The sequence below is a fragment of the Streptomyces sp. NPDC043726 genome (assembly GCF_056436565.1).
On record NZ_JBWKCI010000024.1, the window covers coordinates 1 to 23,478 of the forward strand.

The window sequence follows — 23,478 nt, forward strand, 5'->3', positions numbered from 1 at the left end:
AAGATCAGCACCAGCGCCGGGGTGACGAGGATGTAGCAGGCCGCCAGCTTGATCTCACGGGTGCCGATCTTCTTGCCCAGGTACTCGGGCGTACGACCGACCATCAGACCGGCGATGAACACCGCGATGACCGCCATGATCAGCATGCCGTAGAGGCCGGAACCGACACCACCGGGCGCGATCTCGCCCAGCATCATGCCCAGCATGGTGATGCCACCGCCGAGCCCGGTGAAGGAGGAATGGAAGGAGTCCACCGCACCGGTGGAGGTGAGCGTGGTCGAGGTGGCGAAGATCGCGGACGCCCCTACGCCGAACCTGACCTCCTTGCCCTCCATGGCACCGTTCGCCGCCTCGAAGGCCGGGCCGTGGTGCGCGAACTCCGTCCACATCATCAGCGAGACGAAGCCGACCCAGACGGTGGCCATGGTGGCCAGGATCGCGTACCCCTGCTTCACCGAGCCGACCATGACGCCGAACGTGCGGGTCAGGGAGAACGGAATCACCAGGATCAGGAAGATCTCGAACAGGTTGGAGAAGGGCGTGGGGTTCTCGAAGGGGTGGGCGGAGTTGGCGTTGAAGTAGCCACCGCCATTGGTGCCCAGCTCCTTGATCGCCTCCTGCGAGGCGACCGCGCCGCCGTTCCACTGCTGCGAGCCGCCCATGAACTGGCCGACCTCATGGATGCCGGAGAAGTTCTGGATGGCACCCAGGGCCACCAGCACGACCGCGGCGACCGCGGCCAGCGGCACCAGAATGCGCACGACAGCGCGCACCAGGTCTGCCCAGAAGTTGCCCAGCTCACCGGTGCGCGAGCGCGCGAACCCGCGCACCAGCGCCACCGCGACGGCGATACCGACCGCGGCCGACACGAAGTTCTGCACGGCCAGACCGGCGGTCTGCACGACATGACCCATGGCCTGTTCGCCGTAGTACGACTGCCAGTTGGTGTTGGTCACGAAGGACACGGCCGTGTTGAAGGCCTGGTCCGAGTCGATCGACGCGAATCCCAGCGAGCCGGGCAGGACGCCCTGGAGCCGCTGCAGGGCGTAGAGGAACAGGACACCGATCACGGAGAAGGCGAGCACGCCGCGCAGGTACGCGGGCCAGCGCATCTCGGTGTCGGGGTTGGCTCCGATCCCCCGGTAGATCCACTTCTCGACGCGCCAGTGCCGGTCGGAGGAGAAGACCCTGGCCATGTAGTTGCCGAGGGGGACGTAGGCGAGCGCCAGTGCCGCTATGAGCGCGAGCAGCTGGAGGACGCCGGCGAGTACGGGACCCATCTCTTGTCTCAGAACCTCTCCGGGAAGATCAGGGCGAGGACGAGATAGCCCAGCAGGGCGACGGCCACGACGAGGCCGACGATGTTCTCGGCGGTCACAGCTTGGTCACCCCCTTGGCTACGAGAGCCACCAGCGCGAAACCCGCGATCGTGGTGACGACGAAGGCCAGATCGGCCATCGCGAACTCCTAGGAGAGGTTCGGAAAAGAAACGGACAGGTAGAGGAAACCGCCTCGATGGCCGGATTCGAGCGACGTTGACGGCTCCCTTACGGCGGCAACCACACCTTTGACGGAACTCATACGCCACATGTCCCTACCAGCGGGTAGTCAGTCCGTGACCGTACGGGGCGTCACTCAGAGAAGCCGGAAACGCAGCCGGCAGATGACCGCGTCCGTCTCCCGCCGCACGGCGTGCGCCACCACGGCGCCCCGCTGGTTCTGGAGCAGCCGCTGCCACACCCGCTCCGGCTCGGTCTCCGGGATCAGCACGGTGACCCGCGTGGCCGGTTCCGCCGCCGCCACCTGGCGGACGTAGGCGGCGATGGGGCGGCCCAGGCTGCGGCGCTCGCTGGACAGCCGGACCAGGGGCACGCCGGGGTCCCACTCGGCCCAGGAGCGCTCCAGGGCGTGCAGTGCGGCCCGGTCTTCCGGGTCGGCATGGCACACGGTGACGGCGCGGACCTCGTCGCCCAGGGAGGCGGCTGCCGTCAGCGCCTCGGACGTCAAGCGGGACAGGGACGAGACGGGCACGATCACCAGCGAGCGATCGCGGTGCGGGGGCTCGGGGACACGGCCCAGGCCAAGGCGCTCCCCGATGCGGCCGTACGCGCGGTGCACGCTGCCGAAGGCCAGGACGAGCAGGGGCAGGGCTATCACGATCAGCCAGGCGCCCTCCTCGAACTTGGTCGCGGTGACCACGACCGCGGAGACGCCGGTCAGGACCGCGCCGGAGCCGTTGAGCAGCGCCTTGCCGCGCCAGCCCCTCCCCTGCTCCTGACGCCAGTGCCGGACCATGCCCACCTGGGCGATGGTGAAGCCGACGAAGACACCGATGGCGAACAGCGGCACGAGGGTGTTGGTGTCGCCGCCGGAGAAGACGAGGAGCGCCGCCGAGACGACGGCCAGGGCCAGGACTCCGTGCCGGTGGACTTGGCGGTCGGCCTTGAGGGCGAAGACGTGCGGGAGGTAGTTGTCGCGGGCGAGCAGCTTCAGCAGCACCGGGAGCCCGCCGAAGGAGGTGTTCGCGGACAGGGCCAGCAGAATCATCGTGGCGAACTGGATGACGTAGAACGCCCAGTTGTGGCCGAAGGAGGCGTCCGCGAGCTGGGCGAGGACGGTGACACCCTCGACCGGCTGGAGGTGGAAGCGGGAGATCAGCACCGACAGCCCGATCAGCATCACGCCGAGCACCGCGCCGAGGGCGATCTCCGCGCGCTGGGCGCGCTTCACGCGCGGGACCCGGAAGGAGGGCACGGCGTTGGCGATGGCCTCGACGCCGGTCAGGGCCGAGCAGCCGGAGGCGAATGCTTTCAGCAGGAGCAGCGCGCCCACCGTGGTCGCGTTGTCCGCCAGGACCGACGCATGACCGGCCGCGGCGGCCGTACTGACGGGCTCGGACCGGAACAGACCGACGACGATCAGCACGAAGATCGAGCCGACGAACACGACGGTCGGCACGATGAACGCCTTCGCCGACTCCACGATGCCCCGCAGGTTCACCGCCGTGATCAGCGCCAGCACCACCAGGCACAGCCACAGCCGGTCACCGTAGAGGGCCGGGAAAGCGGAGGTCAGCGCGGCCACACCGGCGGTGACGGCGACGGCCACGTTGAGGACGTAGTCCAGCACGAGGGAGGCGGCGGCCACCAGGCTCGTCCGGGCGCCCAGATGCCTCTTGGCGACGGCGTACGAGCCGCCGCCGTCCGGGAAGGCCGCGATCACCTGCCGGTACGAGGCGACCAGCACCGCCAGCAGCCCGGCAATGGCCAGCGTGACGGGGAGGGTGAACCCCAGGCCGTGGGCGCCGGCCGCGGCGAGGACGAGGACGATCGCCTCGGGGCCGTAGGCCACCGACGCCATCGCGTCCAGCGACAGGGCGGCGAGACCCGTGACGGCGGTCAGCCGGTGGCGTTCGCCGGTATCCGGCGGTTCCTCGTCGGCGGGGGTGGCGCCGGGCTCGACGGTCAGGACGGACATCTGTGCGTGCTCCTTCTTCGTTCAGCCGTGCATGCGGGCTGAGGTCTGCGCGGTGCACTCAGGGTGTGTCCGTTTCCGGCCGCGATCGATCGTTCCTTGCGGCTTCTTCGCGCTGAACCAACCTCCTTTGACGGGACCTTGACGGCGGGTGGTGTGACTCGGCCGACACGGCCGTCAGAGTCGCATCAAAGCGAGCGGATCCGGCTCCGATGATCCCTACGGTCACCGCTATGGCACACCGCGACGGCGCGCGCGACCCCGGTGACGCGGCGCACGACCAACGCTGGACGCGGGACGTGCGGGACTCGGTGCGCTGCGCCGGTGTGCTGCTCGTCCTGCTCCTCCTGCTCGACTGGGGCTCGGACCGGTTGACGCCCTGGCGTGGCGTCCTGTGGGTCGCCTTGGCGCACCTGCTCTTCCTGACGCTGTATCCCGCCCGCGTCCGCGCCGGCACCGGCTGGCTGTCCTCCCGTCGGCTGCTGCGTGAGCACCGCGTCCGTACGGACCTGCTGGTCTCTGTCCGCAGCCTGGACGGTGTCGCACCACGACTCGTGCTGCGGGACGCGTTCGGCGGCCGGGTGGAGATCGACCCCGATGTGCTGGTGAGGAACCCGCAGTTGTGGTTCCGCCTGCAGGCGGGCGCCGAGAAGGCGGCGGCGGACGGCACGCTGCTGTGCGGGGCGACCGCGTTGCATTTCCTCTCCCGGCGCGTGGACTGCGAGAACGCTCACGCCGTCTTCAAAGCCTCGGGCCTGGGCTGACGTCACCGGCGGTCCCCCGGGTGCCTCCTGTGTCGGCCTGATCCCCGACGGGCAGCGAAACCACCATGGTCAGGCCGCCGCCCGGGGTGTCCTCGGGGGTGAGCGTGCCATTCATCGCCTCGGTAAGGCCTCGGGCGAGCGCGAGCCCGAGGCCGAGGCCGGCGGTGTTGTCGGTGTCGCCGAGCCGCTGGAACGGCTCGAAGAGACGCTCCTGGCCGGTGGGCGGTAGACCGGGCCCCCGGTCGACGACACGCAGCTCCACCCGGCCCGCCAGCGCGCTGGCGGTGACCATCACCTTCTGTCCGGGCGGGGTGTGCCGGGCCGCGTTGCCGACGAGGTTGGCGACGACCCGTTCCAGCAGCGGCGGATCGGCCAGCACCGCCGGGATCTCCGCCAGGTCCCCCGCCTCGGCCACCGGTACGTCCGCCAGCGCCATCGGGAGGACCTCCTCCAGAGTCGTGGCCCGCAGGTTCAGCGTGAGGGCACCGGCCTCCAGGCGACTGAGGTCGAGGAGGTTCTCCACGAGGCGGCTGAGCCTGGCCATCGACTCGTCGGCGGTGGCGAGGAGTTCGTCCCGGTCCTCGGCGGAGAAGTCGACGTCCCGGCTGCGCAGCGAGGTCACGGCCGCCCAGCCTGCGGCAAGCGGGGTACGCAGGTCGTGGCCGACCGCCCGCAGCAGCGCCGTACGCATCCGGTCAGCGGCCTTCACCGGCTCCACCTCGGCCGCCGCCTCCGCCAGCCGGGCCCGCTCGACCGCCGCCCCGACGTGCGCGGCGAACGCGGCGAGCACCCGCCTCTCGGAGGAGGACAACGCGCCTCCGCGCAGCACCAGATACGCGCCGGGACCGGCGGACACGGCCGTGACTCCCTCGGCGTCGGGCGGTTGCTCGACGAGTTCCGCCGAGTCCATGCCGAAGGTCTCCCGGGTGCGCTCCAGCAGGGCCGGAATGGTCGCGCCGCCGCGCACGATCGTTCCTGCCAGCGAGGACATGGTCTCGGCCTCGGCGGTGGCCCGTGCGGAGCGGCGGGACAGGCGCAGGGAGCGGTCGACGACAGCGGCCACGGTGGCCGCGACGACCGCGAACACGCCCAGGCCGAGCAGCGCGTTCGGGTCGTCCAGCGTGAAGGATCCGATGGGCGGGATGAACCAGTAGTTCAGCAGCAGGGACGCCGTCACCGACGCGAGCAGCGCCGACGCCACACCGCCTATGCACGCCACGCCGACCACCGCGAGCAGGAACAGCAGGGCCTCGCTGGTCAGGTTCAGCGTCCCGCGCACGTGGGCGAGGCCGGCTGTCAGGAGCACCGGCAGCACGAGCCCCGCCACCGGCCCCGCTATCCGCCGGGCCGTGGACAGGGTGCGACGCCGGGACGGCAACAGGGTGCCGCGCCCCGCCCGCTCGTGGGTGACGCGGTGCACGTCGATGTCGCCCGACAGCTCCGTCACCGTCTCCCCGGTGCCGAGCCCGGTCAGGAAGCGTTCCAGACGGCCCCGGCGGCTGGTGCCCAGGACGAGCTGGGTGGCGTTCTCGGCGCGGGCGAACTCCACCAGTGCGGTGGCGATGTCGTCCCCGACGACGGAGTGATAGCTGCCCCCGAGGTCCTCCACCAGCCGTCGCTGCCGGGCGAGCGAGGCGTGCGAGACCCCGGCCGCGAGCCCGTCGCTGCGGGCCACGTGTACGGCGAGCAGGTCGCCCCCGGCCGACCGGGCGGCGATCCGGGCGGCCCGCCGGATCAGGGTGTCCCCCTCCGGGCCGCCGGTCAGCGCGACCACGACCCGCTCCCGCGTCTCCCAGACCCCGCCGATGGAGTGCTCGGCGCGGTAGGAGGTCAGCGCCTCGTCGACCCGGTCCGCCGTCCACAGCAGGGCCAGCTGCCGCAGCGCGGTCAGATTGCCGGCCCGGAAGTAGTTGGCCAAGGCCGCGTCGACCTTCTCGGGGGCATAGATGTTGCCGTGCGCCATCCGCCGCCGCAGTCCCTCGGGAGGCATGTCGACGAGTTCGATCTGCGCGGCCCGTCGTACGACCTCGTCGGGCACCGTCTCGTGCTGCGGCACGCGCGTGATCTTCTCGACCACGTCGTTGAGGGAGGCCAGGTGCTGGATGTTCAGCGCGGTGATGACATCGATTCCGGCGGCGAGCAGCTCCTCGATATCCTGCCACCGCTTGGGGTTGCGGCCGCCGCCGGGGACATTACTGTGCCCGAACTCGTCGACGATCGCCACCTGCGGGCGGCGGGCCAGCACCGCGGCGAGGTCCATCTCCTCGAACTCTCCGCCGCGGTAGGAGCAGCGCGCCCGGGGGACGACTTCCAGGCCGTCCAGCATCGCCTCCGTACGTGGCCGGCCGTGGCACTCGGCAAACGCCACGATCACGTCCGCCCCACGCGCGGCTCGCCGCCGTCCCTCGTCGAGCATCCGGTAGGTCTTGCCCACCCCCGGGGCAGCCCCGAGGTAGACCTTCAGTCGTCCGGGCCGTACGTCACCACTCATCGCCGCCGACGCGCTCCGCTCACTGGCTCAACTCCCTGAAGGAGGCGGGTTACTTCCCCCAAGGAAGCGCTTCGGGGGCCGGGTCGGGGCGGCTGTTAGCGCGTTCTTGGCGCGTGCTGCGGGGACCTTGACACTGCTTTGACGTCCCTGGGCCGGATAGGGTGAGGGCGGTGTGCCGGGAAGTCTGGTCGGCCGGGGGGCCACGGCGGCCCCCTCGAAGCCCCAGGGGACGGCATGCGCAGCGTAGGCACGGTTCTGGCACTGGTCATACTGGCCACCCTCGTGGCGACCTTCGCCCGCCGGTGGCGCATTCCAGCGCCCTCCCTTCTCGTCGTCGCCGGCCTGGCGGTGGCACTGTTGCCGGGCACCCCGCCGATCGAGATCAGCCCGGAGATCATCGGCCTGGTCGTGCTGCCGCCCCTGCTCTACGCCAGCGCCGAAGAGCTGTCGTGGCGTGAGCTGAAGGCCGTGTGGAAGCCGGTCGGGATTCTGTCGATCGGCCTGGTGCTGGCCTCGGCGGCCGCCGTCGGCTGGGTGGCGTCGCTGGTGACGCCGTTGTCATGGCAGATGGCGCTCGTGCTGGGCGCGATCCTGGCCAGCACCGACCCGGTCGCCGTCACAGCGCTCGGCAGACGGCTTGCGCTGCCGCCGAAGGTGCAGGCTCTGGTCCAGGCGGAGAGCCTGTTCAACGACGCGACCTCACTGGTCCTCTTCCGTGTGGCCGTGAGCGTCGCCGTGGCCACCGCGGCTGTCGGCTGGGGCGCGGCGGGCGGCGAGTTCCTGCTGCTGGCGGGCGGCGGCACGGTCGTCGGCGCCACGGTCGCCGGGGTGGTGGCACTGATCCGCCGCCGCACCGAGGACCCGGTCCTGGAGACGGTGATCGCCCTGGTCACCCCGTACGCCGCCTATGTCCTCGCGGAAGCCACCCACACCTCCGGCGTCACTTCCGTGGTGGTCGCGGGCGTGGTGCTCGGCGGCCGGGGCGACCGGCTCACCAACGCCCCCATACGGCTCCAACTGCACGCCGTGTACGGCACCGTGGTGTTCCTGCTGGAGAGCGTGGTGTTCTCGCTCATCGGGCTGGCACTGCCGGCACAGGTACGGGCGCTGTCCGACAGCGACCGGGCCTGGCCCCTGTACGCCCTCGCGGTCGCCGGCACCCTGATCGCCGTGCGGCTGCTGTGGCTGGCACCGCTGTCGGCCGTGGTCCAGCACAAGGGCGGCATCAAGCGCATGAACTGGCGGATACCGCTCGTGCTGACCTGGGCCGGAACCCGGGGCGTGGTGCCGCTGGCGGCGGCCCTGTCCATCCCGGAGGTGACCGAGAGCGGCGCCGCCCTGCCCGACCGCCCGCTGGTCCTGGTCCTGACCACCTCCGTCGTGGTCGTCACCCTCGTCGTCCAGGGCTTCACCCTGGCGCCGGTCGTTCGCCGCTCCGGCATCGCCCTGGAGCCCGACCACACCGAGCGCGAAGAAGCCACGGCCCGCTGCGGCCTGGCCGAGGCGGGCATCAAACGCCTCGAAGAGCTCTCCGAACTGGAGGCCGTACCGGACGTCGTTCTCGACCGCATCCGCCGCGGCCTCACCGCGCGACTCGACGACGCCCGCGACCGCCTCGCCGACGACAACGGAGCCACCGCCCCGGTCGAGTCCGCCGACCTGATCTACCGCCAGCTGCGGCGGGACCTGATAGCGGTGGAAGCCCGGGAACTGCAACGCCTCTGCGACGAGCACGCCATAAGCGATACGACCCGTCGCCGCCTCCAGCGCTCGCTCGATCTGGAGGAGGCGCGGCTGGCGGACGTCTGAACGGCGCTCAGCGGACCCCATTGACACCTCCCTGACGAGTTATCAGGTTTCGTTGACGGGACGTTGACGGCGACGGGACCGGAGCCGTATGAAACCCGCAAGTACTTGGCTGAGCAGGGTTGTTCCGCCGTCGATCAGGGCTAGATTCACTGTTGGCCACCGTCCGAGGCCACGGGCGTCAGTGGCCCCACGGCCGCCGGAGTTCTCACTGCGCAGTAGCTCCAGGCGGCCGGGTGCCCGTCCTCTCGCACCCGCGCACCACGCCAGTCGTCGTCCCATCGTCGGCGTTCGTGCGCCCGCCGTGCGGTGTCGAGGGCTCGGCACCGCACGGGCCGGCGGCCACCGTCCCGCTGTCCGCTGTCCGCTGTCCGCTGTCCGCTGTCCGCGACATGTTCCTTGTCCGCCACCGAGACACGAAGGTCTCCATGTTTCCCGCTGCTCCGGAGCAGGCTCCTCCGTCCCGTCCCCAACGCGCCGTGCGACACGGATCGGAGGGCGGATCGAGGCGTCGCCGTACCCCGAGCGGGCTGTTCGAGCCCGCCCAGCTCGTCCGGACATTCCCCGAAGCACTGCGCAAGCTGCACCCGCGGGTCCTGGTCAGAAACCCGGTGCTCTTCGTCGTCTCCGTCGGCGCGGTCCTCACGACGCTGTCCGCGCTGCTGCACCCAGCCGTCTTCACCTGGGTGATCAGCCTCTGGCTGTGGCTGACAGTGATCTTCGCCAACCTCGCCGAGGCGGTTGCCGAGGGCCGGGGCAAGGCCCAGGCCGAGTCACTACGCAGGGCCCGCACGGACACGGTGGCGCTGCGGCTTCTGCACTGGCGCTACGGCACCGATCCGGGCACCGCCCGCACCGAGGCCGTCGCCGCCACCGACCTCAAGCCGCTCGACGTCGTCCTCGTGGAGGCGGGCGAGATGATCCCGGCCGACGGAGACGTGATCGACGGAGTCGCGGCGGTGGACGAGTCCGCGGTCACCGGCGAGTCCGCCCCCGTCATACGGGAGTCGGGCGGCGACCGCAGCGGCGTCACCGGTGGTACGACCGTCCTGTCCGACCGCATCCTCGTCCGGGTCAGTGCCCGCCCCGGGCACAGCTTCGTGGACCGGATGATCGCCCTGGTCGAGGGCGCCGAACGACAGAAGACCCCGAACGAGATCGCCCTGAACATTTTGCTGGCCGCCCTCACCATCGTCTTCGTCTTGGTCGTGGTCACGCTCCAGCCGATGGCCGCCTACGCGGGCGCCGCCCAGTCGACGACCGTACTGATCGCCCTCCTCGTCACTCTCATCCCGACCACCATCGGCGCGCTGCTCTCGGCGATCGGCATCGCCGGCATGGACCGGCTCGTGCAGCGCAACGTCCTCGCCATGTCCGGCCGAGCCGTCGAGGCGGCCGGCGATGTGAACACCCTGCTGCTGGACAAGACCGGCACCATCACCCTCGGCAACCGCGAGGCCGCCGCCTTCGTCGCCCTGCCCGGCATCGACGAACGGCAGCTCGCGGACGCCGCCCAACTGTCGTCGCTGGCCGACGAGACGCCGGAGGGACGCTCCGTCGTCGTCCTGGCCAAACAGCGGTACGGGCTACGAGCCCCCGCCGAGGGCGAGTTGGCGAACGCCCGCTGGGTCCCCTTCAGTGCACAGACCCGGATGAGCGGCGTCGACCTGCGCTGGGACAACGGCGCGGTGTGCGCCATCCGCAAAGGTGCCGCCCAGCAGGTCATCGAATGGGTGCAGATGTACGGCGGTCAAGTCCCGCCCGAGGCACGGCACTTCGCGGACTCGGTGGCCGCGGCCGGCGGCACGCCCCTGCTGGTGGCCGTGCACGACTGGAACGGGCCCCGCGTGCTGGGCCTGATCCACCTCAAGGACGTGGTCAAGGACGGCATCCGCGAACGCTTCGCGGAACTGCGCCGCATGGGCATCCGCACGGTCATGGTCACCGGAGACAACCCGCTCACCGCCCGCGCCATCGCCCAGGAGGCGGGCGTGGACGACTTCCTCGCCGAGGCGACGCCCGAGGACAAGCTCGCGCTGATCAGGCAGGAGCAGGCGGGCGGCAAGCTGGTCGCCATGACCGGTGACGGCACCAACGACGCACCCGCACTCGCCCAGGCCGACGTGGGCGTGGCCATGAACACGGGCACGTCGGCCGCCAAGGAGGCCGGCAACATGGTCGACCTCGACTCCAACCCGACCAAGCTCATCGAGATCGTCGAGATCGGCAAGCAACTCCTCATCACCCGGGGTGCCTTGACGACGTTCTCCATCACCAACGACGTCGCCAAGTACTTCGCGATCATCCCGGCGATGTTCGCGGGCGCGTACCCCGGTCTGGAGTCGCTGAACGTGATGGGCCTGCACAGCCCCACCTCCGCGATCACCGCGGCAATCATCTTCAACGCCCTGATCATCGTCGCCCTCATCCCACTCGCCATGCGCGGCGTCCGCTACACCCCCGCCTCGGCCCACGACCTGCTCCGCCGCAACCTCCTCCTGTACGGCCTCGGCGGCCTTGTCCTGCCCTTCGTCGGCATCAAACTGATCGACCTGCTGCTCTCGGGGGTGCCGGGTCTTGACTGAACCGCGCCCGGCCGTCTGGCTCGCCCGTCAAGGACCCGTATGCGCACGTCAGGAGCCCGTCAGAGAACGGGATTCCGGCTTGCCGGGGCCGTGCTGGACGGCTTCCATGGTTCCCGTGAACAGCGCCTGGCTCCTCTTCGACCGGCCGCCGAGTCCCGCTCGGCCGCTGAGTGGTGCGACGCGCTGTCCGGAAGAGCCCGCGTCCCGCTGACGCGCTCTCCATGACTCGAGGGGCGCCGTGATCCCCATCCGGCGCTCCTCGTCCTTCCTTTCTCACCGCACACCCGCCGCCCCCTGACCGGGGCCGTCCTGGCGTGCCCAGCCCTGGATCGAATCATGTCTGAATCAACCGTTTCCCTCCTCCCCTCCTCCCCTACTGGCCGTACCGTCCTGGTCACCGGCGCCACCTCCGGCATTGGGTACGAGACCGCCCGGCACCTCGTCGAGCAGGGCGCCACGGTGCTGCTGCACGGCCGTACCACCGAGGAGGCCCTCGCAGCCGCCGACCGCCTCGCTGCTACCGCGGGCATCGACGCGCCTCAGCTGCGTGCGTACGGGGCGGACTTCGCGCGCCTCGAGGAGGTCGAGACCCTCGCCCGCAAGGTCGTCGCCGAGCACCCGCACCTGGACGTGCTGGTCAACAACGCGGGCATGGCGGCGCCCGAACGGCACACCGTGACCGCCGACGGCAACGAGATCGCCTTCCAGGTCAACTTCCTCGCCCACTACCTCCTGACCTGCCTGCTGGAGCCGACGCTCACCAGCGGCCCGGGCGGCCGCGTGGTCAACGTCTCGTCGGCGCTGCACCGCACGGGCTCCATCCAGTGGTCCGACCCCAACCGAACCCGCCGCTACTCCCGGCTCGCCGCCTACGCCCAGTCCCAGCTCGCCCTGACGGTGTTCGCGGCCGACCCGCGCGTGACCGCTGTCTCCGTACATCCCGGTGTCTGCGACACCGCGCTGCTCCCGCTCTACTCCCACGAGGGCATCTCACCGGCCGAGGGCGCGGCACACGTGGTCCGGCTGTGCGACCCGGCGGTCGAGATCGTCAACGGCGCCTACTACGACCGCGACGCGCGGATCGAGCCGGCCCCGGCCGCGACCGAGGACCGCACGGTCAAGCGCCTCAACAAGCTGGCGGACCTGCTGGTCGGCCGAAGCGCCGCTTGAGTATCCCCCCTACGCAACGGAGTTGACGTTCATGTCCAAGCGCGCCCGCAAGAAGAGGGACCGCCGAAGGAAGAAGGCCAACCACGGCCGCAAGGCCGGCCAGCGCTGACCGGCCCGACAGGAGCGGGCGAGCAGGCGGATCACACGTTTCTCTCCCGCCCGTCCACGCCCGCTCCTGCCCCCCATCCCCTGCATTCCGAAACCCCGGGACTCCGAGACCTGATGATCGAGCTCACTCCCCGCCAACTGCCGGCGCTCGCACGCTGGTTCCCCGCAGGCTCACCCGGCCCGGCCGCCATCGGCGAGCACGTTCTGACCACCGGAGTCGGACAATGGTGGGCCGACCGTGCCGAGCAGCCGCGCGCCCTCGCCGTCTTCTGCGGCGGCTACGCCGTCCTTCGCGGCGCCCCGGAGGCCCTCAGCCCCACATCCCTCGCGCCGTTGGCAGCGTCGTACATCGATGCCCCGGCCCGCTTCGGGTCGCTGCTCGAGGCGGCCTTCTCCCCCTTCACTCCGTGGGAGCGGATGCTGTGGACCCTGCAGGCCGAGCCGCAGCCGTCCACCCCACCGCGTGGCGTGACCGTGCGCCGTCTGCGAGTCGCCGACACGGACGCGCTGTCCGCTCTCGGGCCCGACGCGGCCTGGCTCCATGCCACCTGGGGCGGCCCTCTTGGCCTCGCCGCATCCGGACACGCGTGGGCGGCCGTCGGCAGGGACGGGCAGCTGCACGCCGTCGCGTGCACGTACTTCCGCGGGCGCCGATACGAGGACCTGGCCGTCTACACCGCCCCCGGCCATCGACGTCACCGCCTCGCCCTCGCCTGCGTCACCGCCCTCTGCCAGGACATCATTGCCCGCGGCCACATCCCCAGCTGGAACTGCTCCGTTCACAACCGCGCCAGCCGCCTGCTGGCCTGGACGGCCGGCTTCCGTCTGATGCGCGAGTACGTTCACTACGCGGCAGGTGCGGCACGGTGCGAACGGCTCGCCGCATGACCGCCCGCGCGATCGGGGAAGAGGCCCGCCGTGACCAGGACGCCCCCTCCTCAGCCCCCGAGGGCGAGGCGCCTGCGCTGACGGTTTCGGAGGCCACGGACAATCTGGGGAACGATTACCTGGACTGGAGCAGCCCATACGGAGCTCGGAGCTCCGCTCCCCTGAGGATTCGCGGCGCCGCACTCGGTCAACTTCCCGGTGCGGCCGACTCCAGTTCCGCGAACGTCTCCACGGCCCGGGTCCTGCCGGTGACGACGATGACGTCCCCGGGATGGACCACCGTCTCAGCGGTCGCGTAGGTGAAGTCGGCACCGGGGCGTTTGATGCCGACGACGGTCACGCCGTAGTTGCTGCGCACCCGGCTCTCGCCGAGCGGGACGCCGCCGACGACCGTCGGAGCGAGCGTCTTGATCAGGGCGTAGTCACTGTCGAACTCGATGAAGTCCAGCATGTGGCCGGTGACCAGGTGGGCCACGCGCTCGCCCATCTCGTGCTCGGGCAGGACGACGTGGTGGGCGCCGACGCGTTCGAGAATCTGGCCGTGCTGGCGGGTGGTGCCCCGGGCCCAGATGTTGGGGACACCCAGGTCGGCGAGGTTGGAGGTAGTCAGGATGCTGGCCTCCAGGTCGGTGCCGATGCCGACCACCACCCGGGAGAACTGACGGATACCGAGCTGCTCGAGTGCCTGAAGGTCGGTGCAGTCGGCCGCTGCGGCGTGGGTCAGTTCGTCGCCGACCTTCTGCACGATGGCAAGGTCGGCGTCGATGCCGAGGACGTCCCAGCCGCGCCGCATCAGCTCAAGGCCCAGGGAGTGGCCGAAGCGGCCGAGTCCGAACACGGCGACTTTGGAATCGCCGGTCGGGCGTCTGTCTTCGCCGGGATGACGTTGACGGCGTCGGCGCAGGGTTTTGAAGTAGTCAGCCAATGACGGGTCGCTCCTCGGGGAGTGTGTACCGGCGGTCGCGCTCGCGGAGGGCGAGCGCGGAGGCAAGTGTGATCGGGCCGAGGCGTCCGGCGAACATGAGGATAATGAGGGTCAGTTGACCTGTGGCCGGGAGGTCGGCGGTGATGCCGGTGGTCAACCCGACCGTCCCGAAGGCCGAAACGGCCTCGAACAGGAGCGCCTCCGCCCGTTCCTCGGTGACGGTGAGCAGGACCAGCGTGCCCGACATGACGAGTGCCACGCCCAGCAGAGCCACGGTCAGGGCCTGGCGCAGCACGGCTTCGGGAATCCGCCTGCCCATGAAGTCCACGGCGGTGCGCCCGCGCACCTCGGCCAGGATCGCGGCCCCGAGCACCGCGAACGTGGTCACCTTGATTCCGCCCGCGGTCCCCGCGCTGCCGCCGCCGATGAACATCAGCACGCAGGTGCCGAGCAGGGTGGCCGGTTCCATGGCGTCCACGTCGACCGTGTTGAAGCCCGCCGTACGCGCACTGGCCGCGTTGAAGAACCCGTTGAGCATCTTGTCCCCCCACTCCATGAGGCCCAGCGTCGCCGGGTTGCTCCACTCCAGCAAGCAGGTCATCGCCGTGCCCAGGGCGAGAAGGACAGCGGAGGTGGCGAGGGTGAGCCGGGTGTGCAGGGACCAGCGGTGCTTCGGTCGACCGCCCGCGCTCGCTCGGCCACCCCGCAGCAGCTCAAGGAGCACCGGAAAGCCGAGGGCGCCCAGCACGCACGCAACCGCGATCGGCAGGACGACCCAGGGATCCTCCGCGTAGCGAACGAGGTTGTCGTCGCGGAGCCCGAATCCGGCGTTGTTGAAGGCGGAGATCGAGTGGAAGACGCCGTGGTAGACGGCCTCCCCGGCTGCCTGTCCGTACCCGAGACGGAAGCGCAGGGACAGGACCACGGCCACCGCGAGTTCAATGGCGAGCGTGATGCGCGCGATGCCCAGGACCACCCGTCGCAGATCACCCACGCCGAGCGTCCCGGTCTCGGCCTGCGTGGTGAGCTGGGTCCGCAGCCGGAGCCGCCGGGTGACGAGCAGGCCGAGCAGGGAGGCAAGCGTCATGATGCCGAACCCGCCGGCCTGGATCAGGGTCAGGACCACGAGTTCACCGAAGATGCTGTAGTGGCTGCCAGTGCCGACGATGGACAGGCCACCGCTGATCGCTCCGGTGGCGGTGAACAGGGCGGTCAGCACGCTGGTGCGGCCCCCGTACTCGGTGGCAACGGGCAACGTCAGGACAGCCGCGCCGAGGACAATGACCAACGTGAAGGCGAGGACGACAACGCGTGCGGGATGGGCGACCAGCCGCGACCACCACGCCGAAGTCGCTCCCACGGCCACCCGTGACCTCCTCACATCCCAAAGCCGCACCTCGGCAGCGCCGCCCTGCGCGGCAGCCGGTGATCGCCGCGATGCTGACAGCAGCATCCCTGCCGGGAGGGACACATGGAGCGCGGCACGGCGACAAGCGCTGGAAGCAGACGCGGGTGGAGGGACGTCCCTGCGGCGGCGGCCGGAAGCCGCGGCCGACATGACGCTGCGTGTTCGCCGACGCCCAACCGGCGTGCATCCCCCATACGGCCCAGTCGGCGCCCTCGCACTGGAAACGCCCTCATCCTGACGTACCACCGACGATTTCACGGTCGGCCTTAACGGAAGCTTGACGCGCTCATGCGATCTATCCCTGGGCCCACGCGTCACGCTCTGCATACGCTGATACGGCCGTCCGCGTGATGGCCGGAACCCAGTCCCCCACTGCCTCGAGGCGTGGGGACCCCTGCCGCACACCAGGAGAGCACGCTGATGGCCACCACCGAACACGCGCCGCCGAGCCGACTGCGGAGGTGGATGCTGGAGGGTCTGTCCGACATGGGCAAGGGCCACGGTCCGCAGGGACCGCACGCCGAGCCGGAGCCCGCCGACAAGGGGCAGCCCTGGTATCGCGTCATGTGCCTGACCGGCGTCGACTACTTCTCGACCCTCGGCTACCAGCCCGGCATCGCCGCCCTCGCGGCCGGTCTGCTCTCCCCGCTGGCGACTATCGTCCTTGTGATCGTCACCCTCGCGGGCGCCCTACCCGTCTACCGGAGGGTGGCCGAGGAGAGCCCGCACGGCGAAGGCTCGATCGCGATGCTGGAGCGGCTGCTGTCTTTCTGGAAGGGAAAGCTGTTCGTCCTGACCCTGCTGGGCTTCGCGGCCACGGACTTCCTGATCACCATCACCCTGTCGGCGGCTGACGCCTCGACCCACCTGGTCGAGAACCCGCACCTGGAAACCGCCCTGCATGACAAGCAGCTGCTGATCACCCTGATCCTCGTGGCACTGCTCGGAGCGGTGTTCCTCAAGGGCTTCCTGGAGGCGATCGGTGTCGCCGTCGTGCTGGTCGCGAGCTATCTCGCGCTGAACGCCGTCGTCGTCGTCGTCGGGCTGTATCACGTCTTCACCGAGGGACACGTGGTCACCGACTGGTCCAACGCCCTCACCGCCGAGCACGGCAACGTCTTCGTCATGATCGGCATGGCCCTGATCATCTTCCCGAAGCTGGCCCTCGGCATGTCCGGCTTCGAGACCGGCGTCGCCGTGATGCCCCACGTCAAGGGCGATCCCGGCGACACCGCGGAGCAGCCGACGGGCCGGATCCGGGACACCAAGAAGCTGCTCACCGCGGCTGCCCTGATCATGAGCTGCTTCCTGATCACGACCAGCTTCATCACCACCCTGCTCATTCCCGAGAAGGACTTCGAGGAGGGCGGCCCGGCCAACGGCCGCGCCCTGGCGTACCTGGCCCACGACTACCTGGGCAGTACCTTCGGCACGCTCTACGACGTCTCGACGATCGCCATCCTGTGGTTCGCCGGCGCCTCCGCCATGGCCGGCCTGCTCAACCTCATGCCCCGCTACCTGCCCCGCTACGGCATGGCTCCGCACTGGGCACGGGCGGTGCGCCCGATGGTCATCGTCTTCACGCTGGTCGGCTTCCTGGTCACGTGGATCTTCGACGCCGACGTCGACGCGCAGGGCGGCGCCTACGCCACTGGTGTACTGGTCCTGATCACCTCGGCGGCCATCGCGGTGACCATCGCCGCCCACAAGGCCGGCCAGCGCAACTGGACCATCGCGTTCGGCGTGATCTCGGCGGTGTTCCTCTACACGACTGTCGTCAACGTCATCGAGCGCCCCGACGGCGTGAAGATCGGTGCCTGCTTCATCGCCGGCATCATCCTCATCTCCCTGCTCTCGCGACTGTTCCGCGCCTTCGAGCTCCGCGTGACCGACGTGACGATGGACGACATGGCGGAACGATTCGTCCGGGACATAGCCAGCCGGAAGATCCGCTTCATCGCCAACGAGCCCGACAACCGCGACAAGGCCGAGTACCGGGACAAGATCGAGCAGATCCGCAACGACAACGACCTGACGGAGCAGGAGGACTTCGTCTTCGTCGAAGTCACGGTCACCGACCCGTCTGAGTTCGAGGCGGGCCTGACCGTGCGCGGCGAGGTCATGCACAACCGCTACCGCGTCCTGACCCTGGAGTCCTCCTCCGTCCCCAACGCCTTGGCCGCCCTCCTCCTCCACGTCCGCGACTCGACCGACCGCATCCCGCACATCTACTTCGAGTGGACCGAGGGCAGCCCCTTCGCCAACTTCCTGCGCTTCTTCCTCTTCGGCCAGGGCGAGGTGGCCCCGGTGACCCGGGAGGTCCTGCGCGAGGCGGAGCCGAACCGCCCCCGCCGGCCCCGCGTCCACACGGGCTGACACAGGCCGCCGTCAGAATCGCGTAAAGAGACACCCCTACGGCGTCAGGGCCCCGTCAGCGGCAGTCGCAGGACCTCGCCGGGCCGCCTAGCTTCTGCACCATGCAACGGAGCGGCCCGGCGGGCCCGGTCGGCGACCGCCACTGGCACGGCAGCGCCCGGTTCGCGGCGACCTGCGCCCTGCTGTTCTGCGCCCTGTCCCTGCTCGTCGACTGGGATGCGGCAAGCCTGACGCCTCTCCGCGCCCTCTTGTGGGTCGCCCTGTCCGCCGCCGCCTTCGCCGTCCTGCTGCCGCCCAGGGTGACCGCGGGTCCGGGCTGGCTGACGGTCCGCAGCCCGTGGAGTCGGCGCACGGTGCGTACGGACGCGCTGGTGACCGTGCGGCAGTGGGGGGACGTCTCCGCGTACCTGCTCCTGCGCGACACGGACGGCCGCAGTCTGCAGCTCGACCGACGGACCCTGGTCTCCAACCCACTGATCTGGCACGAACTCGACACCGGTATCCGCCGCTCCATCGAGCGTGGCACGCTCCGCCGGGGAGCGGACGTCCTTGAATCACTCGGCCACCGCATCGACGACGAGACCACGCGGGCGATCCTCAGGGCTTCCGGGCTTTCCTGACCAGAAGCCTCGACAATCGCCCGGACCCGCCGAACAGCCGCCCACAGAGAGGTTGTCCATCATGACCGACCCTGTACTGTCTGGCCTGCGGGAACGCGCGGAGCAAGGCGACCCCACCGCCGTCGACCAACTGATCGACCTCGCCGTCGAACACGGGGACCTGGACGAACTGCGCCGCCTCGCAGAGTCGGGCAACCCCACCGCGACCGACGAGCTCATCCAACTCGCCGCAGAGCAAGGCAACCTCGCCGAACTGCGACGTCTCTCGGATGCCGGCAACACCACCGCCACCGACCAGCTGATCGAACTCGCCACCGAGCAGGACGACCCCGGCGAACTGCAACGCCTCGCCGAGCAGGGCAACACGACTGCTGCCGAGCAGCTCACGGAGCTCACGGCCGAGTGACCTCCGCGGGAGGGCCACTGGCCGAAATGCGGGTGAGAGGCGCCTCGAACGGCTACCTCCTGCCGCCGGGGCGACCCTGCGCCAGGCGGGACCGGCCTGCGCCCGCCGTCCACCGCGTCCAGGTCGACCGACGACAGGCCCTCAGCGTGGCACCAAACTACGGCTTCGGCAACACCACATGGCACCACATGGCACCAGTAGAGCGCCGCATGGCGCCATTACGGGCGAAGAGCTAGCACCCCGGCGACGGCTGGGCACCACTGGGAGCCAAACCCTGAAGGCAGGCCCGACCTGCTCAAATGCCGACAGGGAAGAGTGAGCGAGTCAATCAAGCGGCGCCATCCTGACACCAAGGGCTTGCTCATGGCGCCATGATGACGCCATGATGACGCCATGGACCTCACGCCGTACGTCGACACCCTCCGCCGCGAACTGGCGGTGGCCGCCGAAGCCGGGAGGGAAGACGCCCGCGAGCTCGCCGAGCGACTGACCGCGCCGCTGGAGTCGGCCACCCGCTTGACCCTGCTCAATGTGCTCTCCGCCGCCATGGACGAGATCACCCGCGAGCTCGCCCCCGGCTCGGTCGACGTACGACTGCGTGGCCTCGACCCCGACTTCGTGGTGGTGCTGCCACCGCACGAGGACCGGATCGAACCTCTCGACACACCGGCGCCCGTTCCGGCCCCGGTTCCCGCCGACGGCGACGAGGGCGGCACCTCCCGCATCAATCTGCGATTGCCGGCCCACCTCAAGGCGCGCGCCGAGGAGGCCGCGAGCCGCGAGGGCCTGTCGGTCAACGCGTGGCTGGTGCGGGTCCTGTCGGCCGCGGTCGACGGCGACACCCGGCCGCGTATGCCGGAGCGGACCCGCACCACCGGACAGAGCTTCACGGGCTGGGTGCGCTAGCCGAGCCCGCACCACGTCTACCACCTGTCACGGCAGGCCGCGATCGACCTGGTCATTGCGCGGCGCGTACTGCCCGTGCTCGACGGCCTCGACGAGTTGGACACCACCCCCTGCCCGGGGTACGGCTCCCGCTCCGCCGAAGCCCTGCGGTCTCTCAACGCGTACCAACAGGGCGTCCGGAAAGCGGAGCTGATCCTGACTTGCCGCAGCGAAACGTATGACGCGCTCGCGGACACCCGAGTGTGGGTGCACGACGCGGCACGGATCGAGATCCAACCAATCGTCTCCACCGAAGCCCGCCGGTTCCTGAACTCCCGCGTCGACGACCTCGCGCGCTGGGAAGACGTCCTCGATTCCCTGGACCGCAACCCCACGGGACCACTCGCCCTGGGGCTCGCCACTCCCTGGCGTCTCACCCTCGCCGCGACCGTCTACGAGCACCGGGACCCCGCCACCGGCACCTATACCCGCGACCCGCGCCAACTCCTGGCACAGCATCTGGACAGCGTCGAGGCAGTCGGTACGCACCTCCTCGACCTCTTCATCCCTGCCACAGCCAAGCTCTTCCCCCGACACCGCAGGTCCTCCTACCGTTCCCAGCACGTACGTGAATGGCTCACCACGCTCGCCCGATATCTCGATCACAATGCCGCAACCGGTCGAACTATCGCAGGCCATCGACTTTCCGGCACCGACATCCTCCTGTCCCGCCTCTGGCCACTGGCCAACACGCAGCGCCCTCGACTGACTTTGATGGTGCCTGCCGTCGCGGTGTCACTCACTGGCGCCATGTCACTACTGGCGTTGCTCTCCACCCAAAGGCCGCTCCTCGCCCCTTGGCCCTTTCTCACGGCATTGGCCATCATGGGCATGCTCGCGGCCGGTGTCTGGTCCGTGGCTTGGTCCGACCTGGAGGTCGACGACCATCAGTACCACCAGCGCCGCACCCGAGCCCGCACCTTCACTCGGCGACTCGCCAGCGGGCTCGGTTGGTCGAGTCTCCTCTCGGTTGCGTTCGTGACACTGGTCGTCGCCCAGGGCTCATCGCTGTCACCAGCCACGACCGCGGGAGCCTTCATCGTCTGGGTGGGTGCCCTTGGTCTGGTGTTCTCCGTACCGCTCCCCAATGCTCCGGAGAACTCACACCCCTCGCTGCACATCAGGAGTCATCTGATCTGGGGGCTGTTGGCACCGACCATGGTCCTCTCCGAGCTGATGCTCGCCGCTGCGATGAGTAGTGGCAAGAGCACTGTCACCACTCTCGTAATGACCACTGCCGGCGGAGTTGCGGGCGGGCTCATGCTCACGCCCATGCTGGCGCCCACGGGCCTGTGGTACCTCAGCCTGTTGTTGCGGACCCGGAGCTGGACCCGCCGACCGCTGCCTTGGCGCCTCGGGCGCTTTCTGAGATGGTGCTATCACGCTGGCCTTGTCAGGGTTGCCGGGACCGCATACCAGTTCCGCCACCGCGAACTGCAAGACCACCTCGCCCGTCAGGCTCCTCCGCTCACCTGACTGGTTGCATCGTCGGCGAGGGCCAGGAAGGTGGGGTGCAGGATGTACTTGCCCAGCTTGACCGCGGTCTCCAGCGTTTTGTCGCCGCGGGCCAGGTCGGTAACGAGGGCGGCGGTCCAGGCCGCGTCATCGGCGTGCGGGAGCATCAGCCGCCCGAGGACGTCGAAGGCCTCGGCCGACCGGATCTCCCCAGGGTGCGGGGCGTCGTTCTGGCCTGCCACACCGGCCGCGCCGAGATCGCGCTCCGACCAGCTGTGTGCCCGTATGTGCACGGCGAGAGCGAGAGCCGTACGGACGAATGCCTCCTGTTGCTCGGCCCCGACCGGCGGATGGTCCGGCAGGTCGGGCCCCAGCAACGCCTGTGTCCACCCCGCCAGCATGCCGAGGGCCCACGTCTGCCGATCCGGGTCCGGGGGTTTCGACCGCAACTCCCCGGCCGCGTCACGGGCAGCCCTCAATACCCCGCGGGCCAGCTGGTCTAGGTGCTCAGGTGATGTGGTGGCCCACTGAGGCGACCCCGTACGCTCGTCGGCTTCCATGCTGCTCCCCCTCCGCGGCCGATCCGAGGGTACGTGCAGGAAAGGCCGATAAGACCAGGATGCCCCGTCTGCTGCCGTTGTTCCAGAGCGCGAGCAGCAGCTCGTCCGAGGCCGGGAACTGCTCGAACTCCGGGTCGCCACCAGCCTGGTGCAGCTCCCGGAGCCGGTCGACCAGCGCGACTGTGTTGATCTCACCAAGACGGATCGCAGCCCGCTTCGGACGTGGCTTCTTCGACTGTGCCACCACGCCAGAAGACTGCGCTCTGCGCCGACTCCCAATCTGGGACCGGCCCCGATCCACCCGAAATCGGCGATCAGGTTCTGGCGGTGAAGCTGCCGGGACTCTCCCCATGGCATCACGGGACCATCACACACAAGCGCCTACAGAACGGCAGGTCACGGCATTCCGTCGGTAGCCTGGTAGAACCGGGCATGACCTTCATGACGCCGGGCACGGCCGCTGCCGGCATCAAGGCCACGGGCAGCGTCGCCAGCGCTCTGATCGGACGGTACCGACCCACAAGCGTGCTGATCGGTACGACAGCAGCCACTTACGGTCTCGCCGGTCGGCTCAGCCCGTACGACGGGAAGGTGTAGCGCGGCCCTCTTCGCACCAGCGGCATCGGCGGCTCGGTCGGCTCCCCCGCGCGAAGCTCGGAATCCCGCATCTCCCTCAGGCCCAAGTCGCCCCACAAAGTGGTCAGTTATACGCCTCCTGGCGTATGCGGCACCACAAGATCACCTAGTAAACGTAGATGAGGACGCGGAGGGTGCCAGCACGGTTCGATCGTTTCCGGGGGGGTCAGCCATGGTGCTCTCACACGGGTCGACCACGGCCCAGTCCAGTCCTGAGTGGGCCGCTCAGGACGGCTGGTCGTTCCACGATCTCGAACGGGCTCCGTTCTCCGGCGACTGCCGGGACGAACTCGACAGGCTGCGCGCCGAGGCGAGTGGAAGGCAGCCCCCGGGCGGCTGGCCTGCCGGGTGGCCCGCGCCACCTCTGGAGCTCGGGGACGTCCTCTTCCAGTGTCTGTTCCGTGCGGCCCTGGCCCGGGGCGAGGGCCGGTACGGATGGTTCGTCTGGCAGGAGCTCGACAGTGAACTGGGCGTCCACCATCAGGAGAGCCGCTCGGCGCTGCTGGAAGGCATCGTCCTGATCGGGCTGCGCACCTCCTGCGACCAGATCTCCGGTACGCGCTTTGAACAGGTGGAACTCGTCGTCCCGATGGCCGTGGGGACTCCGCAGGCGCCGTCCGGGCTGGTCATGGCCGCCGAGACGACCGCACGCGGTCCCGAGCTGCTCGTGGACGTCTGGGGAGAGACAGCCGTGGCGGCCGGCTGGCAGGCGCTGATCGCGGTCTGCCGCTACGTCGCCTCACTGGCCGGTGAAGACCAGCACTGCCGCCTGCTCGTCCCCGGAGCCGTCCACGCCGCCGACGGTGTCCTCACCGTCGTGCCCCAGGCCCTGCACGCCATCGACTCTCCCAGGATGTGACG

General features: G+C 69.9%; 20 protein-coding genes. 12 read left to right on the forward strand and 8 right to left on the reverse strand.

Annotation, left to right across the window (positions count from 1 at the left end; all coding sequences use genetic code 11):
* From kdpA to AC068Z_RS40835, 3 genes are all read right to left on the reverse strand, one after another.
* Window positions 1-1,280: potassium-transporting ATPase subunit KdpA (kdpA, locus tag AC068Z_RS40825; protein WP_478568374.1), on the reverse strand; the 1,280-nt coding region annotated here is incomplete at its 3' end.
* Between the two features lie 8 nt (window positions 1,281-1,288).
* Window positions 1,289-1,378, reverse strand: a complete 90-nt coding sequence (gene kdpF, locus AC068Z_RS40830) for a K(+)-transporting ATPase subunit F (RefSeq protein ID WP_016434100.1) — start codon at window positions 1,376-1,378, stop codon at window positions 1,289-1,291.
* Between the two features lie 257 nt (window positions 1,379-1,635).
* Window positions 1,636-3,477 carry an APC family permease gene (locus tag AC068Z_RS40835; RefSeq protein WP_478568379.1) on the reverse strand — a complete coding sequence of 614 codons (1,842 nt, stop codon included), beginning with the start codon at window positions 3,475-3,477 and terminating at the stop codon, window positions 1,636-1,638.
* A 230-nt stretch (window positions 3,478-3,707) separates the two neighbouring features.
* Here AC068Z_RS40835 and AC068Z_RS40840 point away from each other — a divergent pair, with 230 nt between their 5' ends.
* Entirely contained in the window at window positions 3,708-4,238 is a 531-nt protein-coding gene (locus AC068Z_RS40840) for a hypothetical protein (RefSeq protein WP_478568382.1), read from the forward strand.
* On the opposite strand, the gene AC068Z_RS40845 is transcribed toward AC068Z_RS40840, so the two are convergent.
* The gene (locus AC068Z_RS40845; protein ID WP_478568385.1) at window positions 4,216-6,729 is read right to left on the reverse strand and encodes a sensor histidine kinase; all 2,514 of its coding nucleotides are present in this window, start codon (window positions 6,727-6,729) and stop codon (window positions 4,216-4,218) included. The two genes, AC068Z_RS40840 and AC068Z_RS40845, sit on opposite strands and share 23 nt — an antisense overlap.
* A 234-nt stretch (window positions 6,730-6,963) precedes the next feature.
* Between AC068Z_RS40845 and AC068Z_RS40850 the strand changes: the two genes are divergently transcribed.
* The 5 genes from AC068Z_RS40850 (at window position 6,964) to AC068Z_RS40870 (ending at window position 13,286) form a co-directional block, all read left to right on the forward strand.
* On the forward strand, window positions 6,964-8,538 hold the full coding sequence (locus tag AC068Z_RS40850) for a Na+/H+ antiporter (protein WP_478568388.1): 1,575 nt from the start codon (window positions 6,964-6,966) through the stop codon (window positions 8,536-8,538).
* 425 nt (window positions 8,539-8,963) lie between these two features.
* Window positions 8,964-11,120 (forward strand): potassium-transporting ATPase subunit KdpB, encoded by a 2,157-nt coding sequence (gene kdpB, locus AC068Z_RS40855; RefSeq protein ID WP_478568391.1) that lies wholly within the window; start codon window positions 8,964-8,966, stop codon window positions 11,118-11,120.
* Window positions 11,121-11,456: 336 nt separating this feature from the next.
* The gene (locus AC068Z_RS40860; RefSeq protein WP_478568395.1) at window positions 11,457-12,290 is read left to right on the forward strand and encodes an SDR family NAD(P)-dependent oxidoreductase; all 834 of its coding nucleotides are present in this window, start codon (window positions 11,457-11,459) and stop codon (window positions 12,288-12,290) included.
* Window positions 12,291-12,321: 31 nt separating this feature from the next.
* Window positions 12,322-12,399, forward strand: coding sequence for a 50S ribosomal protein bL37 (locus AC068Z_RS40865; RefSeq protein WP_478568516.1), 78 nt, complete (start codon window positions 12,322-12,324; stop codon window positions 12,397-12,399).
* Window positions 12,400-12,512: 113 nt separating this feature from the next.
* Complete coding sequence (locus tag AC068Z_RS40870; RefSeq protein WP_478568398.1) at window positions 12,513-13,286, forward strand: GNAT family N-acetyltransferase; 774 nt, start codon at window positions 12,513-12,515, stop codon at window positions 13,284-13,286.
* Window positions 13,287-13,473: 187 nt separating this feature from the next.
* On the opposite strand, the gene AC068Z_RS40875 is transcribed toward AC068Z_RS40870, so the two are convergent.
* Window positions 13,474-14,124 (reverse strand): potassium channel family protein, encoded by a 651-nt coding sequence (locus AC068Z_RS40875; RefSeq protein WP_478568401.1) that lies wholly within the window; start codon window positions 14,122-14,124, stop codon window positions 13,474-13,476.
* A 79-nt stretch (window positions 14,125-14,203) separates the two neighbouring features.
* Complete coding sequence (locus AC068Z_RS40880; protein WP_478568404.1) at window positions 14,204-15,571, reverse strand: TrkH family potassium uptake protein; 1,368 nt, start codon at window positions 15,569-15,571, stop codon at window positions 14,204-14,206.
* A gap of 468 nt (window positions 15,572-16,039) precedes the next feature.
* Between AC068Z_RS40880 and AC068Z_RS40885 the strand changes: the two genes are divergently transcribed.
* The 5 genes from AC068Z_RS40885 to AC068Z_RS40905 all read left to right on the forward strand — a co-directional run bounded on the left by AC068Z_RS40885 (window position 16,040) and on the right by AC068Z_RS40905 (window position 21,442).
* On the forward strand, window positions 16,040-17,995 hold the full coding sequence (locus tag AC068Z_RS40885) for an APC family permease (protein ID WP_478568407.1): 1,956 nt from the start codon (window positions 16,040-16,042) through the stop codon (window positions 17,993-17,995).
* Window positions 17,996-18,096: 101 nt separating this feature from the next.
* Window positions 18,097-18,615, forward strand: a complete 519-nt coding sequence (locus tag AC068Z_RS40890) for a hypothetical protein (protein ID WP_478568410.1) — start codon at window positions 18,097-18,099, stop codon at window positions 18,613-18,615.
* 61 nt (window positions 18,616-18,676) lie between these two features.
* Window positions 18,677-19,021 (forward strand): hypothetical protein, encoded by a 345-nt coding sequence (locus AC068Z_RS40895; protein ID WP_478568413.1) that lies wholly within the window; start codon window positions 18,677-18,679, stop codon window positions 19,019-19,021.
* 393 nt (window positions 19,022-19,414) lie between these two features.
* Window positions 19,415-19,927 (forward strand): toxin-antitoxin system HicB family antitoxin, encoded by a 513-nt coding sequence (locus AC068Z_RS40900; protein WP_478568416.1) that lies wholly within the window; start codon window positions 19,415-19,417, stop codon window positions 19,925-19,927.
* A 75-nt stretch (window positions 19,928-20,002) separates the two neighbouring features.
* Window positions 20,003-21,442: a hypothetical protein gene (locus tag AC068Z_RS40905; RefSeq protein WP_478568419.1), complete on the forward strand. Its 1,440-nt coding sequence runs from the start codon at window positions 20,003-20,005 to the stop codon at window positions 21,440-21,442.
* Here the strand turns inward: AC068Z_RS40905 and AC068Z_RS40910 are convergent.
* Entirely contained in the window at window positions 21,421-21,870 is a 450-nt protein-coding gene (locus AC068Z_RS40910) for a hypothetical protein (protein WP_478568422.1), read from the reverse strand. The genes AC068Z_RS40905 and AC068Z_RS40910 overlap by 22 nt on opposite strands.
* A 58-nt stretch (window positions 21,871-21,928) precedes the next feature.
* Entirely contained in the window at window positions 21,929-22,228 is a 300-nt protein-coding gene (locus AC068Z_RS40915) for a hypothetical protein (RefSeq protein ID WP_478568425.1), read from the reverse strand.
* A gap of 561 nt (window positions 22,229-22,789) precedes the next feature.
* Between AC068Z_RS40915 and AC068Z_RS40920 the strand changes: the two genes are divergently transcribed.
* Window positions 22,790-23,476, forward strand: coding sequence for a hypothetical protein (locus AC068Z_RS40920; protein WP_478568428.1), 687 nt, complete (start codon window positions 22,790-22,792; stop codon window positions 23,474-23,476).
* Window positions 23,477-23,478: the final 2 nt, after the last annotated feature.